14 protein-coding genes are annotated in these 15,789 nt (G+C 63.6%); all 14 read right to left on the bottom strand.

Going from position 1 to position 15,789, the window contains the following annotated elements; all coding sequences use genetic code 11:
• Window positions 1–4: 4 nt before the first annotated feature.
• Genes ftsA through mraZ form a run of 14 tightly spaced genes read right to left on the bottom strand, consistent with a single transcriptional unit; the run spans window position 5 to window position 15,512 of the window.
• On the bottom strand, window positions 5–1,261 hold the full coding sequence (ftsA, locus tag ASF66_RS19875) for a cell division protein FtsA (RefSeq protein ID WP_043186854.1): 1,257 nt from the start codon (window positions 1,259–1,261) through the stop codon (window positions 5–7).
• A gap of 14 nt (window positions 1,262–1,275) precedes the next feature.
• Complete coding sequence (locus tag ASF66_RS19870; RefSeq protein ID WP_049860624.1) at window positions 1,276–2,145, bottom strand: cell division protein FtsQ/DivIB; 870 nt, start codon at window positions 2,143–2,145, stop codon at window positions 1,276–1,278.
• Between the two features lie 4 nt (window positions 2,146–2,149).
• On the bottom strand, window positions 2,150–3,109 hold the full coding sequence (locus ASF66_RS19865) for a D-alanine--D-alanine ligase (protein WP_056845054.1): 960 nt from the start codon (window positions 3,107–3,109) through the stop codon (window positions 2,150–2,152).
• Window positions 3,106–4,551: a UDP-N-acetylmuramate--L-alanine ligase gene (murC, locus tag ASF66_RS19860; protein WP_049860622.1), complete on the bottom strand. Its 1,446-nt coding sequence runs from the start codon at window positions 4,549–4,551 to the stop codon at window positions 3,106–3,108. The genes ASF66_RS19865 and murC overlap by 4 nt, the downstream gene beginning before the upstream one ends.
• Window positions 4,544–5,620, bottom strand: a complete 1,077-nt coding sequence (murG, locus tag ASF66_RS19855) for an undecaprenyldiphospho-muramoylpentapeptide beta-N-acetylglucosaminyltransferase (protein WP_049860621.1) — start codon at window positions 5,618–5,620, stop codon at window positions 4,544–4,546. Before murG ends, murC begins: the two co-directional genes overlap by 8 nt.
• Window positions 5,610–6,824, bottom strand: coding sequence for a putative lipid II flippase FtsW (gene ftsW, locus ASF66_RS19850; RefSeq protein ID WP_049860620.1), 1,215 nt, complete (start codon window positions 6,822–6,824; stop codon window positions 5,610–5,612). Before ftsW ends, murG begins: the two co-directional genes overlap by 11 nt.
• Complete coding sequence (gene murD / locus ASF66_RS19845; RefSeq protein WP_056845053.1) at window positions 6,821–8,167, bottom strand: UDP-N-acetylmuramoyl-L-alanine--D-glutamate ligase; 1,347 nt, start codon at window positions 8,165–8,167, stop codon at window positions 6,821–6,823. Before murD ends, ftsW begins: the two co-directional genes overlap by 4 nt.
• A 5-nt stretch (window positions 8,168–8,172) precedes the next feature.
• Window positions 8,173–9,255 (bottom strand): phospho-N-acetylmuramoyl-pentapeptide-transferase, encoded by a 1,083-nt coding sequence (mraY, locus tag ASF66_RS19840; protein ID WP_043186836.1) that lies wholly within the window; start codon window positions 9,253–9,255, stop codon window positions 8,173–8,175.
• Window positions 9,255–10,622 (bottom strand): UDP-N-acetylmuramoyl-tripeptide--D-alanyl-D-alanine ligase, encoded by a 1,368-nt coding sequence (locus ASF66_RS19835; RefSeq protein WP_056845052.1) that lies wholly within the window; start codon window positions 10,620–10,622, stop codon window positions 9,255–9,257. Before ASF66_RS19835 ends, mraY begins: the two co-directional genes overlap by 1 nt.
• Complete coding sequence (locus tag ASF66_RS19830; protein WP_056845051.1) at window positions 10,615–12,078, bottom strand: UDP-N-acetylmuramoyl-L-alanyl-D-glutamate--2,6-diaminopimelate ligase; 1,464 nt, start codon at window positions 12,076–12,078, stop codon at window positions 10,615–10,617. The genes ASF66_RS19835 and ASF66_RS19830 overlap by 8 nt, the downstream gene beginning before the upstream one ends.
• Window positions 12,078–13,823 carry a peptidoglycan D,D-transpeptidase FtsI family protein gene (locus ASF66_RS19825; protein WP_161804298.1) on the bottom strand — a complete coding sequence of 582 codons (1,746 nt, stop codon included), beginning with the start codon at window positions 13,821–13,823 and terminating at the stop codon, window positions 12,078–12,080. Before ASF66_RS19825 ends, ASF66_RS19830 begins: the two co-directional genes overlap by 1 nt.
• Window positions 13,823–14,116, bottom strand: coding sequence for a cell division protein FtsL (gene ftsL, locus ASF66_RS19820; protein WP_049860615.1), 294 nt, complete (start codon window positions 14,114–14,116; stop codon window positions 13,823–13,825). The genes ASF66_RS19825 and ftsL overlap by 1 nt, the downstream gene beginning before the upstream one ends.
• Window positions 14,113–15,060: a 16S rRNA (cytosine(1402)-N(4))-methyltransferase RsmH gene (gene rsmH, locus ASF66_RS19815; protein ID WP_056845050.1), complete on the bottom strand. Its 948-nt coding sequence runs from the start codon at window positions 15,058–15,060 to the stop codon at window positions 14,113–14,115. Before rsmH ends, ftsL begins: the two co-directional genes overlap by 4 nt.
• Window positions 15,057–15,512, bottom strand: coding sequence for a division/cell wall cluster transcriptional repressor MraZ (gene mraZ / locus ASF66_RS19810; protein ID WP_049860613.1), 456 nt, complete (start codon window positions 15,510–15,512; stop codon window positions 15,057–15,059). Before mraZ ends, rsmH begins: the two co-directional genes overlap by 4 nt.
• Window positions 15,513–15,789: the final 277 nt, after the last annotated feature.

Raw genomic sequence — 15,789 nt, 5'->3', positions numbered from 1 at the left:
TGAATCAGAAATTGCCTTGCACCCAACGCTTCAGCCGTTCCAGCACCGGAGCCTTGGTGTCATCGCTATAACTGCTGCTGTTGCTGATACCTGACAGGTTCAAGCCATCGGACTGCTTCTGCAGGCCGTACATCAGCAGGCCCACGCCGGTGGAATAGATGGGGTTGCTGATGACGTCACTCAGCCCCCGTACGCTATGCGGCACGCCCAGGCGCACCGGCATGTGGAAGATTTCTTCGGCCAGCTCGACCGCGCCTTCCATTTTTGCCGTACCACCGGTCAGCACGATGCCGGCCGGAATGAGGTCTTCGTAGCCGCTGCGACGCAGCTCGGCCTGGATCAGGGTGAACAGTTCGTCGTAGCGTGGCTCGACGACTTCGGCCAGCGCCTGGCGCGACAGCTCGCGCGGCGGACGGTCACCGACACTGGGCACCTTGATGGTTTCGCCGGCACCGGCCAGCTTGGCCAGGGCGCAGGCGTAACGGATCTTGATCTCTTCGGCGTACTGCGTGGGGGTCCGCAGGGCCATGGCGATGTCGTTGGTGACCTGATCGCCCGCAATGGGGATGACTGCGGTGTGACGGATGGCGCCTTCGGTGAAGATGGCGATATCCGTAGTGCCGCCGCCGATGTCGACCAGGCACACGCCCAGTTCTTTCTCGTCATCGGTCAGCACCGAGTAGGCCGAGGCCAACTGCTCGAGGATGATGTCGTCGATTTCCAGACCGCAGCGGCGAACGCACTTCTCGATGTTCTGAGCCGCGTTGACGGCGCAGGTCACCACGTGAACCTTGGCTTCCAGACGCACGCCGGACATGCCCAGGGGCTCGCGCACGCCTTCCTGGTTGTCGATCACGTAATCCTGCGGCAGGGTGTGCAGGACGCGCTGGTCGGCCGGGATCGCCACGGCCTGGGCTGCGTCCAGAACGCGTTCCAGGTCGGCCGTGCTGACCTCACGGTCGCGAATGGCCACGATCCCGTGAGAGTTCAGGCTGCGAATGTGGTTACCGGCAACGCCGACGAACGCCGAGTGAATGCGGCAACCGGCCATCAGTTGGGCTTCTTCGACCGCACGCTGGATCGACGCCACGGTCGACTCGATGTTCACCACCACGCCCTTCTTCAGGCCGCGCGAAGGATGGGTGCCGATCCCCACGATGTCCAGCGTACCGTCGGCCGCGACTTCGCCCACCAGCGCCACCACCTTGGAGGTGCCGATGTCCAGCCCGACGATCATTTTGCCGCTTTGCACGTTTGCCATGGTCCTGCCTCTTGTCAATTCTTCGCGACGGCGGGCTTGTCCGCCGTCGGGGCGCTCGTTTCACGCCAGCCCACGGCCAGGCCGTTGGCATAGCGCAGGTCGATACGCGCGATATTCGTGATCTGGTCTTTGAGTGTCTTGTCGTAAATGGCGATAAAGCGGCGCATTTTTTCCATCAAGTGGTCACGTCCCAGCAACAGCTCGATGCCTGGGCCGGCGCTTCCTGCGCCTGTGGTGAGAAACCAGCTGCCGCGTTCGGTCAGTTCCAGCCGGGCTACCGAATAGCCCAGCGGACGCAACATCTGACTCAGCACCTGGTATTGCTGCATCACCTGCTGTTGGGCCCGTGCCGGGCCGAACAACTGCGGCAAGTGTTCGTAGTTGCCCAGTTCGCGAGGCGCGAACGCCTGGCCCTGGTTGTTGAGCAGTGACTCGTTGCCCCAGCGCGCGACCGGCAGTTGCTCTTCCAGGCGAATCACCACCTGGTCGGGCCATACACGGCGCACTTCGGCGTGGGCGATCCAGGGCATGGTCTCCAGCTCGGTGCGCATGCGGGTCAGGTCGATGCTGAAGAACGTGCTGCCGACATAAGGCTGGATACGCTCCTGCACCGACTGCTGGTTGATGTAGGCCAGGTCGCCCTGCACCGACACCTTGGTGATCGGGCGGTCGGCGTAGGGCATCAGGTACTGGGCGCCTTCATAGGTGCCAAAACCCAGACCCACCAGCAGCACCGGCCACATCAGCTTCTTGAAGATGCTGAAGTTGGCCTTGGGCAGACGCACCGACAGTGGCTCCTTGGCCACCATGCGGCTTGCACCCCGCGGCACCGGCTTGTTGCGACCGATGGCAGGTGACTGATGGCGAATCATTGGGCCGTGCATGGTCTTACCCTCGCGCCTTGCAACTGGCGGCAAGAATCGCCAGCACCAACTGCTGGAAATCCAGGCCAGCCGCTTTCGCCGCCATGGGCACCAGGCTGTGATCGGTCATGCCTGGAGCGGTGTTGACTTCCAGCAGCCAGAAACGGCCCTGCTGGTCCTGCATCACGTCCACGCGCCCCCAGCCCTGAATGCCGATGGCATCGCAGGCGCGCGCGCAGAGGTCGATGAGTTCCTGCTCCTTGGCGGGCGCAAGGCCACAGGGAACGCGGTACTGGGTATCGTTGGCGACGTATTTGGCGTCGTAGTCGTAGAACGTGTGGGGTGTGCCCAGCGCGATGGCAGGCAGCATCTGGCCACGCAGCGTCGCGACAGTGAACTCAGGGCCCTGGACCCATTGTTCGACCAGCACTTGTGAGTCGTAGGTGCTGGCGGCTTTCCAGGCGTCGACCAGTTCGTCGACGCTGTTCACCTTGGCCATCCCGATGCTTGAACCTTCATGGGCGGGTTTGACGATCAAAGGGAAGCCCAGTTCCCCAGCCGCGAAAATACAATCCTGTTCGCTCGCCAGCACGGCATGCGCCGGGGTCGGCAAACCGAGGCTCTGCCACACCTGCTTGGTGCGCAGTTTGTCCATCGCCAGGGCGCTGGCGAGGATGCCGCTGCCGGTGTAGGGAATGTCCAGGCACTCGAGCAGGCCCTGCATGCTGCCGTCTTCGCCGCCGCGGCCGTGCAGGATGATGAAGGCATGGTCGATCTTCTGCGCTTGCAGGCGTGCCAGCAGGTCATCGCCAACGTCGATACCGAACGCGTCCACGCCAGCGCTCTGCAAGGCCTCCAGGCACGCGGCGCCGGATTTCAGCGACACCTCACGCTCGGCGCTCTTGCCGCCGTAGAGCACGGCCACGCGACCGAAGTCGCTGGGCATGATCTGCGAACGCAGGGTGTTGATATCCAGAATGTTCATTGCGATTTCTCCGAGGCCTGCGCGAACAGCGGGCTTTTGAGCAGCTGCGGGGCAAGGCCGCCGATGTCGCCGGCACCCTGGCAGAGCAGGATGTCACCGGCGCGCAGCAACGGCTTGACCAGTGGCGCCAGCTCGACGCCGCGTTCGATATAGATGGGGTCCAACTGGCCGCGCTGGCGGATGCTGTGGCACAACTGACGGCTGTCCGCGCCCGGGATCGGCTCTTCGCCTGCCGGGTAGACCTCCATCAGCAGCAACACATTGGCGTCGGCGAGCACTTGTACGAAATCGTCGTACAAGTCGCGCGTGCGGCTGAAGCGGTGGGGCTGATATACCATCACCAGACGTTTATCGGGCCAGCCGCCGCGCACCGCGGCGATCACGGCCGCCACTTCGCGGGGGTGATGGCCGTAGTCGTCGACCAGCATCACGCTGCCGCCTTCGACCGGCAGTTCGCCGTACACCTGGAAGCGCCGGCCGACGCCCTGGAATCCGGACAGGCCCTGAACGATGGCGCTGTCACTGATGCCTTCGTCGGTGGCGATGGCGATCGTTGCCAGGGCATTGAGCACGTTGTGGTTGCCTGGCATGTTGACCGAAACGTTGAGCGGCTCGCGGTCGCGGCGCAGCACCGTGAAGTGGGTCAGCATGCCTTGCTGGCGCACGTTGATGGCACGCACGTCGGCTTCTTCGCTGATGCCATAGGTCAGGGTCGGACGGGCGATCTGTGGAAGGATCTCGCGCACCACCGGGTCATCCAGGCAAACCACGGCCAGGCCGTAGAACGGCAGGTTGTGCAGGAACTCGACGAAGGTCTTCTTCAATACATTGAAGTCGCCGCCGTAGGTCGCCATGTGATCGGCGTCGATGTTGGTGACCACGGCCACCAGCGGCTGCAGGTGCAGGAAGCTGGCATCGGACTCGTCGGCTTCGGCGATCAGATAGCGACTGGTGCCCAGCTGGGCATTGGTGCCAGCCGCATTCAGACGACCGCCGATGACGAACGTAGGGTCCAGGCCGCCGGCCGCGAATACCGAGGCGATCAGGCTAGTGGTCGTGGTCTTGCCATGGGTCCCGGCCACGGCGATGCCGTGCCGGTAGCGCATCAGCTCGGCGAGCATCTCGGCGCGCGGCACCACTGGAATCCGGCGTTCCAAAGCGGTAGCGACTTCCGGGTTGCTGGTGTTGACGGCACTGGAGACCACCAGCACGTCGGCGCTGGCGGCGTTTTCGGCACGGTGGCCGATGAAGATCTGCGCGCCGAACGACGTCAGTCGCTCGGTCACCGGTGAAGCCTTGAGGTCGGAACCCGAGACGTCGTAGCCCAGGTTCAGCAGTACCTCGGCGATGCCGCACATGCCCACGCCGCCGATGCCGACGAAATGGATACGACGGATGCGGCGCATTTCCGGTTGCGGAATGGCTTTCTGGTTCTCAACCATGGGCCACCTCCAGGCAGACGTCGACCACATTGCGCGTGGCATCGGGTTTGGCCAGGCGGCGGGCAGTGCTCGCCATGCTCAGGAGTTTTTCGGGTTGCATCAAAACCTCTTTCAGGCGCTCGGCGAGTTGCGCCGCGCCGGTTGTCGCTTGTGGCATGAGGAAGGCAGCGCCTTCGCGGGCCAGATAATCGGCATTGCGTGTCTGGTGGTCGTCGATCGCGTGGGGCAAAGGCACCAACAGCGACGGCAGGCCGGCAGCCGCCAGCTCGCTGATGGTCAACGCGCCCGCGCGGCAGACCACCAGGTCGGCCCAGCCGTAGGCTTGGGCCATGTCCTTGATGAACGGGGCGACCTGCGCCTCGACACCGGCGGTGCGATAACGCTCGGCGGTGATCTCATCGTGTTTCTTGCCAGCCTGGTGAAACACCTCGGGCCGGTACTGTGCAGGAACCTGCGCCAAGGCTTCGGGCAACAGCTTGTTCAACGGCTCGGCGCCCAGGCTGCCGCCCAGGACCAGCAGCCGTGGCTGGCGCCCGATCAGCGCCTGGCGCGGAGTTTCCATGAACAACTCGCTGCGCACCGGATTTCCGGTGGTCCGGCGCTTGGCCGAAGCGGCGAAGGTGTCGGGGAAAGCTTCGCAGACTCGGCTGGCGAAAGGCACCAACAGGCGATTGGCGGTACCGGCCACGGCATTCTGCTCATGAACGATCACTGGTACACCAGCCAGCCGCGCAGCCACGCCGCCGGGGCCGGTCAGGTAACCACCGAAGCCGACCACGCACACCGGTCGCAGTTGGGCAATGATGCGGCGGGCCTGAACCACTGCCTTGCAGATGGCGAACGGCGCTTTCAGCAGGGCCAGTCGGCTCTTGCCACGCACACCGCTGACATCGATCAAATGCAACGGCAGGCCGTTGGCCGGCACCAGCTCGTTCTCGATACCGCGCGGCGTACCCAGCCAATGCACGCTGAAACCGCGCGCCTGGAACTCGCGCGCACAGGCCAGGGCCGGGAACACGTGTCCGCCGGTGCCGCCAGCCATGATCAGCACATTGCCTTTACCGGCCATGGGGCGTCTCCTCGGCGAAATCGCTCTCGCTGAATTCCACCTCTTCGCTACCCAGGTGCGAGCGGCTTTCCCACTCGATGCGCAGCAACAGCCCCAGACAGGCGCAGCAGATGACCAGCGAGCTGCCGCCGTAGCTGAGAAACGGCAGGGTCAGACCCTTGGTGGGCAGCAGGCCGACGTTCACGCCGATGTTGATCAGGAACTGGCCGATCCACAGGAACGACAGGCCATAGGCCACGTAGGCGGCAAAGTACTGCTTGGCCCGCTCGGCCCAGAAACCGATGTACATGCCGCGGATACAGACGAACACGAACAGCGCCACGGTGCACAGCGAACCCACCACGCCCAGCTCTTCGGCGAGCACCGAGAACACGAAGTCGGTATGGGCTTCGGGCAGGTAGAACTGCTTCTGCACGCTGTTGCCCAGCCCAACGCCGAACCACTGGCCACGACCGAAGGCGATCAGCGCCTGGGTCAATTGATAACCGGAGCCGAACTGGTCGCTCCACGGGTCGGTGAAGGTGATCAGACGCGCCATGCGATACGGTTGGGCCTGAACCAGCACGAACACCGCACCCACCGCCAAGGCCACCATCAGGGCGAAACGGAACAGGCCCACGCCACCCAGGAACAGCATTGCGGCTGCGGCACCCATCATCACCACCGTGGCGCCGAAGTCAGGCTCCATCAGCAGCAGTCCAGCCATCGGCAGCAACACGAAGAACGGCTTGAAGAAGCCCATCCAGCTGTCGCGCACTTCCTGCTGACGACGCACCAGATAGCCTGCCAGGAAGATCACCACGAACACCTTGGCGATTTCCGAAGGCTGGACGTTGAACATGCCGAAGCCGATCCAGCGCATGGACCCGTTCACTTCGCGACCGATGCCGGGCAGCAGCACCATCACCAGCAAGCCGAATGCCGCGATCAGCAGCGTACCGCCTATGCGCTGCCAGGTAGCGATAGGCACCATCATGGTGACGATGCAGGTGCCGATACCGATCACCAGATACACAAGGTGGCGAATCATCATCGACAACGAGTTGCCCGAGTTGACCGCCGCCACTTCCGAAGAAGCCGAGGTGATCATGACCAGACCGAGGCCCAGCAGCGCCAGGCAACCGGCCAGCATGGCGAAGTCGATATCGATCCCGCGACCGCTGATCAGCGGCGAGGGGAATGGCTTGATGACACCAAAGATCATGACAAGCCCTCTACGGCATGGGCGAACAGTCGCCCGCGTTCTTCATAATTCTTGAACATGTCCAGACTCGCGCAGGCCGGTGAGAGCAGCACGGCATCACCGGGCCGGGCCAGTTCGGCGCAGCGCTGAACCGCTTCCTCGATCGAGGCGACGTTGACCTGGGCAACGCTTGGCCCGACAACGGCCGCAATACGGCCGGCATCGCGACCCAGCAGTACCAGAGCACGGCAATGACGCTGGATAGGCTGGCCGAGCGCGGTGAAATCGGCGCCCTTGCCGTCGCCGCCTGCGATCAGCACAAGCTGGCCTTCGATATCGGCGCCCAACCCTTCGATGGCGGCAATCGCAGCACCGACGTTGGTCGCCTTGGAATCGTCGTACCAGGCCACGCCATCGCGCTCGCGCAGCCACTGGCAGCGGTGCGTGAGCCCGGTGAATTCACGCAGGCTGGCCAGCATGGCGTCGAACGGCAGACCCACCGCGTGTCCCAGGGCGAGCGCAGCCAGGGCATTGGCCTGGTTGTGCGCGCCACGCACCTTGAGTTCGCTGACCGGCATCAGGTTCTCGAACTCGTAGGCCAGGTACTTCTGCCCGCCTTCCTCGCGCAGGCCGAAAGCCTTGAAGTCCGGCTTGTTCAGGCCGAACGTCCAGCACGGCATGCCCTCGCCGATCAGCGGCCGGCTCAGGGCATCCTGGCGATTGAACACGACCTTGCGGGCGCCCCGAAAAATCCGATGCTTGGCCAGGTGATAGGCCGGCAGCCCGCTGTAGCGATCCATGTGGTCTTCGCTGACGTTGAGCACCGTGGCCACTTCGGCATTGAGCTGATGGGTGGTTTCCAGCTGAAAGCTCGACAGTTCCAGCACGTACAGCTCGACATCGTCATCGAGCAGGTCGAGCGCTGGCTGCCCCAGGTTGCCGCCAACCGCCACACACTTGCCCGCCGCAACGGCCATCTCGCCCACCAGCGTGGTCACGGTGCTTTTGGCGTTGGAGCCGGTGATCGCCACGATCGGGGCCTTGGCATGACGGGCAAACAGATCGATATCGCCGGACAGGTGCACGCCTCGCGCCGCTGCCTGCTGCAGGGCGGGAGTCGCCAGTGCCAGACCGGGGCTCACATAGAGCTCATCGGCGCGGCACAGGAACTCCACGTCCAGCTCACCGCAACGGACTTCCACCTGCGGATAGTCGCGACGCAGCGTCGCCAGTTCCGGCGGCGCTGCGCGTGTATCGGCCACGGCAAACGCCACGCCCTGACGCGCGAGGAAGCGCACCAGGGACATGCCGCTCTTGCCGAGGCCGACAACGATGCGGAAGTGGGAAGAAGCGATCAGAGACACTCGTTCTACCTCAGCTTCAGGGTGGCAAGGCCGATCAGCACCAGAATCACGGTGATGATCCAGAAGCGTACGATGACCCGCGGTTCGGGCCAGCCCTTGAGTTCGAAATGGTGGTGGATCGGCGCCATGCGGAACACACGGCGACCGGTGAGCTTGAACGAGGCGACCTGGATCACCACCGACAGCGTCTCGACGACGAAGATGCCGCCCATGATGAACAGGACGATCTCTTGACGCACGATCACCGCGATGGTGCCCAGGGCTGCGCCCAGCGCCAGCGCGCCGACGTCACCCATGAACACCTGGGCCGGGTAGGTGTTGAACCACAAGAAGCCCAGGCCGGCGCCGATCAAGGCGCCGCAGAAGACGATCAGTTCACCTGCACCCGGCACATAGGGAATCAACAGGTATTCGGCGAATTTAACGTTGCCCGACAGGTAGCAGAAAATCCCCAGGGCGCCGCCGACCATCACCGTCGGCAGGATCGCCAGGCCGTCGAGGCCGTCGGTGAGGTTGACCGCGTTGCTGGAGCCGACGATGACGAAGTAGGTCAGCACGATGAACCCGGCACCCAGCGGAATGCTGGCGTCCTTGAGCATCGGGATGATCAGGGTGGTTTCGACCGGGCTGTTGGCGGTCATGAACAGAAACACCGCAGCCCCTAGGCCGAACACCGACTGCCAGAAATATTTCCAGCGGCTGGGCAGGCCGCGGGAGTTCTTCTCGATCACCTTGCGATAGTCATCCACCCAGCCGATGCCGCCGAACAGCAGGGTGACGATGAGCACGACCCAGACATAGCGGTTGGACAAATCAGCCCACAGCAGCGTGCTGATGGCGATGGCCGAGAGAATCAGGGCGCCGCCCATGGTCGGCGTACCGGACTTGGACAGGTGCGATTGCGGACCATCGTTGCGTACCGCCTGGCCAATCTGACGAATCTGCAGGGTGCGGATCATCCAGGGGCCCAGCCAGAGGGCCAGCGACAGCGCGGTCAGTACACCCAGAATCCCGCGCAGGGTCAGGTACTGAAAGACCGCGAAGCCTTTATAGAACTGTTGCAGAAATTCTGCCAGCAGCAGCAACATCAGTGTTTCTCCCCGCCAGAACCACACAGCGCCACCACGATGTTTTCCATCGCCGCGCTGCGTGATCCCTTGATCAAAATAGTGGTATTGGAACCCTGCTCGGCGGCCAGCGCCGCGATCAGGTCTGCCTGATTGGCGAAGTGCTGCCCCTGAGCACCGAACGCGGTCACCGCGTGGCGCATCAATGGACCGACCGCGTACAGCGCGTCGACCTTGCCGACGGCATATTCACCTACCTGGCGATGGCCGGCTTCGGCCCAGGCGCCCAGTTCGCCGATATCTCCGAGGACCAGGACGGTACGCCCGGAAAAGCCGGCGAGTATATCGATTGCCGCGCACATCGAGGTGGGATTTGCGTTGTAGGTGTCGTCGATGACCCGCGCGTCGTTGAGGGCGAGCTGCGCGACCGTGCGGCCCTTGACCGGCTGCACCGCATTCAAGCCCGTCTGAATGCCGGCCAGCGTCACGCCCAGAGCCTGCGCCGCCGCCGCTGCCGCCAGGGCGTTGAGCACGTTGTGGGTGCCGAGCAAATTGAGCTGGACGAAGACTTCGCCGTCGGGCCCGTGCAGGGTGAAGGACGGGCAACCACGGGCATCACTGTGCCGGGCACTGGAATGAAAATCCGCCACGGCGTTGTCCAGCGAGAACGTCAGCACGGCATGCTGACCGGCGCGTGCCTGCCAGATCGGGAAAGCCTTGTCGTCGAGGTTGAGCACGGCCTTGCCACCCTCGCCCAGGCCTTCGAGGATCTCGCCCTTGGCCTCGACGATCTTGTCCGGACCGCCGAACTCGCCGACATGGGCGGTGCCGGCGTTGGTGATGAGCGCCACGTGTGGACGGGTCAGACCGACGGTGTAAGCGATTTCGCCCACCCGCGATGCACCCAGCTCGATCACTGCCGCAGTGTGCTGTGGCGCCAGTTCGAGCAAGGTCAGCGGTGCGCCCAGGTCATTGTTCAGATTGCCACGGGTGGCCAGCACCGGGCCTTGAGTACGCAGAATGCTGGCAAGCATTTCCTTGACCGTGGTCTTGCCGCTCGAACCGGTGATGGCAGCCACGGGGCGAGTGAACGCGGCGCGGTTCAGTGCGCCGAGCTGGCCCAGCGCCAGGCGAGTGTCGGCCACGACCAACTGCGGCAGTGTGGAGCCTGGAACTTCGCGCTGCACCAGCGCGGCTACCGCACCCTTGGCGGCGACGTCGTCGAGGTAGTCGTGACCATCGAAACGAGGGCCGACCAATGCGACGAACAGATCGCCTGCAGCGATGGCCCGACTGTCGATACTGACACCGTCGAAGCGCGCGTCGTCACCCGGCACGCGGCCGTGCAGAGTGCCTGCCAGTTGGCTGAGGGTCATGGCGTCAAGCATCGGCCGCTCCCCATGCAGCCAGAGCCTGCTCGGCCTGCTGCAGGTCGGAGAACGCATGACGCTCGCCGTTGATCTCCTGATAGTCTTCATGGCCCTTGCCAGCCAACACGATGACATCGTCGACCGAAGCCGAATCGATCAGTTGAGCGATGGCGGCTGCACGGCCCGCCACGAAGGTCGCGTTGGCCGCACTGGAAAAACCGGCACGAATGTCGTCGAAGATGCGCAGTGGATCTTCGCTGCGAGGGTTGTCGTCGGTGACCAGCACGCGGTCGGCCAGGCGCTCGGCAACTTCGGCCATCAACGGACGCTTGCCACTGTCGCGGTCGCCGCCACAGCCGAAAAGACACAGCAATTGGCCCTTGGCGTGGGGCCGCAAGGCCTGCAGGACCTGGTCCAGGGCATCGGGCGTGTGCGCGTAGTCGACCACCACCAGGGGCTTGTCGCCACCGCCCAGACGCTGCATGCGGCCTTGCGGTCCCTGCACCTGGCGCATCACCTTGAGCACGTCGTCCAGCGGGTATTCCATGCCCATCAGGGCACCGACTGCAGCGAGTACGTTGCTCAGGTTGAAGCGCCCGAGCAGGCTGCTGCGCAGGCTGTATTCACCGTGTGAGGTCACCAGCGTGGCACGCACACCGTGGTCATCGAATTGCGCGTCGCGGCAGTACAGGGTCGCGCTGCTGTCGCTGAGGCTGTAGGTGATCAGCCGCGACTCGTGATCCTGCTCGGCCAACTCGCGACCGAACGCATCGTCCAGATTGAGCACACGGCACTTCAGGCTTGGACAGGCGAACAGTCGGGCCTTGGCTTCTGCGTAGGCCTGCATGCTGCCGTGGTAATCCAGATGGTCACGGGACAGGTTGCTCAGTACGGCGATGTCGAAATCCAGCGCGGCTACGCGGCCCTGATCCAGTGCGTGCGAAGACACTTCCATGGCCACGGCGTGAGCGCCGCCCTTTTTAAGATCGTACAGTGTGGACTGCACGGCGATCGGGTCGGGGGTGGTCAATCGGCCACTCTGCAAGGCACCGTAGAAACCGGTGCCCAGGGTACCGATCAGGCCGCAGTGCTCGCCCAGGGCATCGAGCGCCTGAGCCACCAACTGGGTAATGCTGGTCTTGCCATTGGTACCGGTGACGCCAACCATATTCACCGAGCGGCTCGGCTCGCCGTAGAAACGCCCGGCAATGCTCGACAACTGCGCGATCAGCCCTTTTACCGGAATCAGGGGCACGTCGGTGAGCGGCAGCACGGTGGCGCCTTCCACTTCATAGGCCACGGCGGCGGCACCCAGCTTGAGCGCATCGGTGATGTGCGCTCGGCCATCGACCTTGCTGCCGGGTACGGCCAGAAACAGATCGCCCGGACGCACGTTGCGGCTGTCCAGGGTTAGCTCGCGGATCATCGGATCGCGGCTGGCTTCGGAAAAAAGCTTGCTCAGGGGCATGGTCATCAGCCGCGCCCTCCTTTTATCAATGGGGTCGCCGGTGCGGCGTTGACCTGCTGCTGCGGCACCGGCGGCGGCAGGTTGTCAGGTTGCACGTTCATCAGGCGCAGCGTGCCGGACATCACCTTGCTGAAGACCGGGGCGCTGACCAGGCCACCGTAGTAGCCGCCCTTGCTCGGTTCGTCGATCACCACGACGATCGCGTAGCGCGGGTCGCTCATCGGGCCGAAGCCTGCGAACAGCGAGCGGTAGGCATTCTCGGTGTAGCCGCGCGAGCCGATGGTGGCCTTGCGCGCAGTACCCGACTTGCCCGCCACGTGATACGAAGGCACCCGCGCGCGATACACGCCGCGGGTGTCTTCGATGACTTGCTGGAGCATGCCCTGCACGGTCTTGGCGACCTTCTCGGGAATCACCTGCGCCGCGGTCGGCGGCTGGTCGCTCTTGAGAATGGTCAGGGGCACGATACGGCCGTTGTTGGCGATGGCCGCATAGGCGTGCACCAACTGCAGCGCCGTCACCGACAGGCCGTAGCCGTAGGACAGCGTGGCGGTCTCGGCCTTGCGCCATTCACGGTGGTTGGGCAGGTTGCCGACGCGCTCGCCCGGGAAGCCCAGGCCGGTGTACTGACCCAGGCCGACCGCGGACATGACGCGATAGATGCTCTCGCCGCCAATATCGAAGGCCACCTTGCTCATGCCCACGTTACTGGAGTTGATCAGAATCCCGGTCAGGTCAAGCACCGGACCTTCGGTCTTGGTCACGTCCTTGATGGTGTAGCGACCGATCTGCAGCGTGCCTGGGTACACGTCGACCTTGTCGCTGGGCTTCCAGCGGCCGGTTTCCAATGCCGCGCTCATGGAGATCGGCTTCATGGTCGAGCCCGGCTCGAACACGTCGATGATCGCACGGTTACGCATGGCCGCCGGCAGCATGGTGCGGCGGTTGTTGGGGTTGTAGGTCGGCTGGTTGACCATGGCCAGCACTTCACCGGTTTTCACGTCCATGATGACCATGCTGCCGGCCTTGGCTTCGTTCTCGGTGATAGCGTTGCGCAGCTCGCGGCTGGCCAGATACTGCAGACGCAGGTCGATGGACAACGCCAAGGTCTTGCCGGCCTTGGCGTTCTTGGTGACCTGTACGTCCTTGATCAGCCGACCACGGCGGTCCTTGATGACCTGACGCTTGCCGGGTACGCCGGCGAGCCACTCGTCATAGGCCAGCTCGACGCCTTCGCGGCCGTGATCGTCGAGGTCGGTGAAGCCGACCATGTGCGCGGTCACGTCGCCCGCCGGGTAGAAACGACGGAATTCCTCGATGCCGTAGACACCGGGGGTTTTCAGGTCGAGTACCGACGCGCCTTGTTCGGGGGTCAGGCCGCGGACCAGGTAGATGAATTCCTTGCTCGCCTGAGCTTCCAGACGCTCGGCCAGAGCCTTGGGGTCTTGCCCGAGCGCGCGTGCGAGCGCAGGCCACTTGTCCTTGGCCAGCTGCATTTCCTTGGGGTTGGCCCACAGGGTGGTCACCGGCGTACTCACGGCCAGAGGCTCGCCATTACGGTCGGTGATCAGGCCGCGGTGCGCGGGAATGGGGATGTGCCGCATGCTGCGCGCGTCGCCCTGACCGATCAGGAAGTCACGGTTGATCACCTGCAGGTAGACGATCTGCGCAACGATGCCGCCGACCAGCAGCAGGAGCAGACCGACCATCAGGCGGAACCGCCACGGGAACAGTGCCCCGTCGAGCTTCATCATGGCGACACCATGCGAATTTCAGTGGCATCCGGGATGCGCATCTTCAACTGTTCGGTGGCCAGGGATTCGATACGGCTGTGTGCGGTCCAGGTGCTTTGCTCCAGGATCAGACGACCCCATTCGGCCTGCGCCTTGTCGCGCTCGCTCAGCTCGCCGTACAGCGTGTTGAGCAGTTGCCGATTGATGTGCGCGCTGTAGGAAACGCCAATGGCCGACACCAGCACGGCGACGAACAGCAGCAGCATGAGGAAACTGCCGCCCGGCAGCGGCTTGTTGAGCAGCTTGCTCATCGCAGCTTCTCCGCGACACGCATGACGGCACTGCGCGAGCGCGGGTTGGCCTTGAGCTCGGCTTCGGAAGCGAATTGCGCCTTGCCATGCAGCTTGACCTTGGGCACGAAGGCTTCGAACCGCACCGGCAGGTTGCGCGGCAGGTTGTCGGCTTCGCCCTTGGTGAGCTTGCGCATGAACAGTTTGACGATGCGGTCTTCCAGGGAATGGAAGCTGATCACCACTAGGTGACCACCGATTTCCAGAGCATCAAGGGCAGCCTCCAGGCCCGCCTCGAGGTCGGCCAGCTCATTGTTGACGTGGATACGCAGTCCCTGGAACGCGCGAGTTGCAGGGTTCTTGCCCTTCTCCCACGCCGGGTTGGCCACCTTGAGCACTTCGGCCAGGTCGGCGGTGCGCTCGAACGGCTGCACTTCGCGGCGCTCCACTACCGCACGGGCCATGCGACGAGCGAACCGCTCTTCGCCGTATTCCTTGAACACGCGGGCGATTTCCTCCTCGGCGGCGGTCGCGATGAACTGTGCCGCACTTACACCCCGTGTCGGGTCCATGCGCATGTCCAACGGGCCGTCGTGAAGGAAACTGAAGCCGCGCTCGGCATCGTCGAGTTGCGGCGAGGAAACGCCCAGGTCGAGCAGGATGCCGCTGACCTTGCCATGCATGCCGCGCTCGCGCACTTCGGCACCGAGCTCGGCAAAGCTGCGCTGTACAATGACAAAGCGGCCGTCTTCGGCCGCCAGCGCTTGCCCGGTGGCAATCGCTTGAGGGTCCTTGTCGAACCCCAACAGGCGACCATCGGGCCCCAGGTGCTGCAGGATCAGGCGGCTATGGCCACCCCGGCCGAAAGTGCCGTCCAGATAGCAACCATCGTCGCGCACGGCCAGAGCCTCGACAGCTTCGTCGAGCAGCACGGTGATGTGATTGAAGCCGCTATCAATAGTCACAAGATCAAATCACGCAATTCTTCGGGCATGGCGCCCGGTTGTTGTATAGCTGCAAGGTCTGCCGCACTTACGGCATTCCACGCACCCTCGTCCCACAATTGAAACTTGTTCAGTTGGCCGACCAGCATCGCGTGCTTGTCCAGCCGGGCGTACTCGCGAAGACGCGGGGGCACCAGAAAACGTCCACTGCCATCGAGTTCGAGGTCGACGGCATTGCCGATGAGCAGGCGTTGCAGACGGCGGTTGCTTTCCACCAACGATGGCAAGGCCCGCAGCTTGGCCTCGATGAGTTCCCATTCATCCAGTGGATAGACACACAGGCAAGGGTCGACGGTATCGACCGTGATGATCAGCTGACCGGAGCATTTGGAATCCAACTCGTCACGATACCGACTCGGCATGGCGAGCCGTCCCTTGGCATCGAGGTTGATCGGATTAGCTCCACGAAACACGTCGCGTTTCCCCTGAACTCAGATTTTTAAGCTCGAAAAACCCACTTTTCGCCACTTCCCGCCACTCGCGCACACTATAGGAACCCCCCTACCACACCGTCAAGGCGCGTCTGTAGGGAAAAGCCTTATAGATCGGAGATTTAGAACGCAAAAGGAAGGGAAAGCGGTATTTGAGACACGCAAGGGAGGGATAAAGCCTTTAGAGTTCAAGCATCTGCGCCTTGAACTTAAAGTAGAGTCTCAAGACTAAGAATTTTTCGACATTACCAGAGGGGAT

This window comes from Pseudomonas sp. Leaf129 (assembly GCF_001423465.1).
Classification (GTDB): Bacteria; Pseudomonadota; Gammaproteobacteria; order Pseudomonadales; family Pseudomonadaceae; genus Aquipseudomonas; species Aquipseudomonas coleopterorum.
Note: the sequence above shows the minus strand (reverse complement) of the source record. Positions and strands in the feature narration are given on the sequence as shown.

Coding starts and splice junctions, on each gene's coding strand:
- ftsA (WP_043186854.1), bottom strand. CDS start 1,261: ATGGCAAACGTGCAAAGCGGCAAAATGATCGTCGGGCTGGACATCGGC.
- ASF66_RS19870 (WP_049860624.1), bottom strand. CDS start 2,145: ATGCACGGCCCAATGATTCGCCATCAGTCACCTGCCATCGGTCGCAAC.
- ASF66_RS19865 (WP_056845054.1), bottom strand. CDS start 3,109: ATGAACATTCTGGATATCAACACCCTGCGTTCGCAGATCATGCCCAGC.
- murC (WP_049860622.1), bottom strand. CDS start 4,551: ATGGTTGAGAACCAGAAAGCCATTCCGCAACCGGAAATGCGCCGCATC.
- murG (WP_049860621.1), bottom strand. CDS start 5,620: ATGGCCGGTAAAGGCAATGTGCTGATCATGGCTGGCGGCACCGGCGGA.
- ftsW (WP_049860620.1), bottom strand. CDS start 6,824: ATGATCTTTGGTGTCATCAAGCCATTCCCCTCGCCGCTGATCAGCGGT.
- mraY (WP_043186836.1), bottom strand. CDS start 9,255: ATGTTGCTGCTGCTGGCAGAATTTCTGCAACAGTTCTATAAAGGCTTC.
- ASF66_RS19835 (WP_056845052.1), bottom strand. CDS start 10,622: ATGCTTGACGCCATGACCCTCAGCCAACTGGCAGGCACTCTGCACGGC.
- ASF66_RS19830 (WP_056845051.1), bottom strand. CDS start 12,078: ATGACCATGCCCCTGAGCAAGCTTTTTTCCGAAGCCAGCCGCGATCCG.
- ASF66_RS19825 (WP_161804298.1), bottom strand. CDS start 13,823: ATGAAGCTCGACGGGGCACTGTTCCCGTGGCGGTTCCGCCTGATGGTC.
- ftsL (WP_049860615.1), bottom strand. CDS start 14,116: ATGAGCAAGCTGCTCAACAAGCCGCTGCCGGGCGGCAGTTTCCTCATG.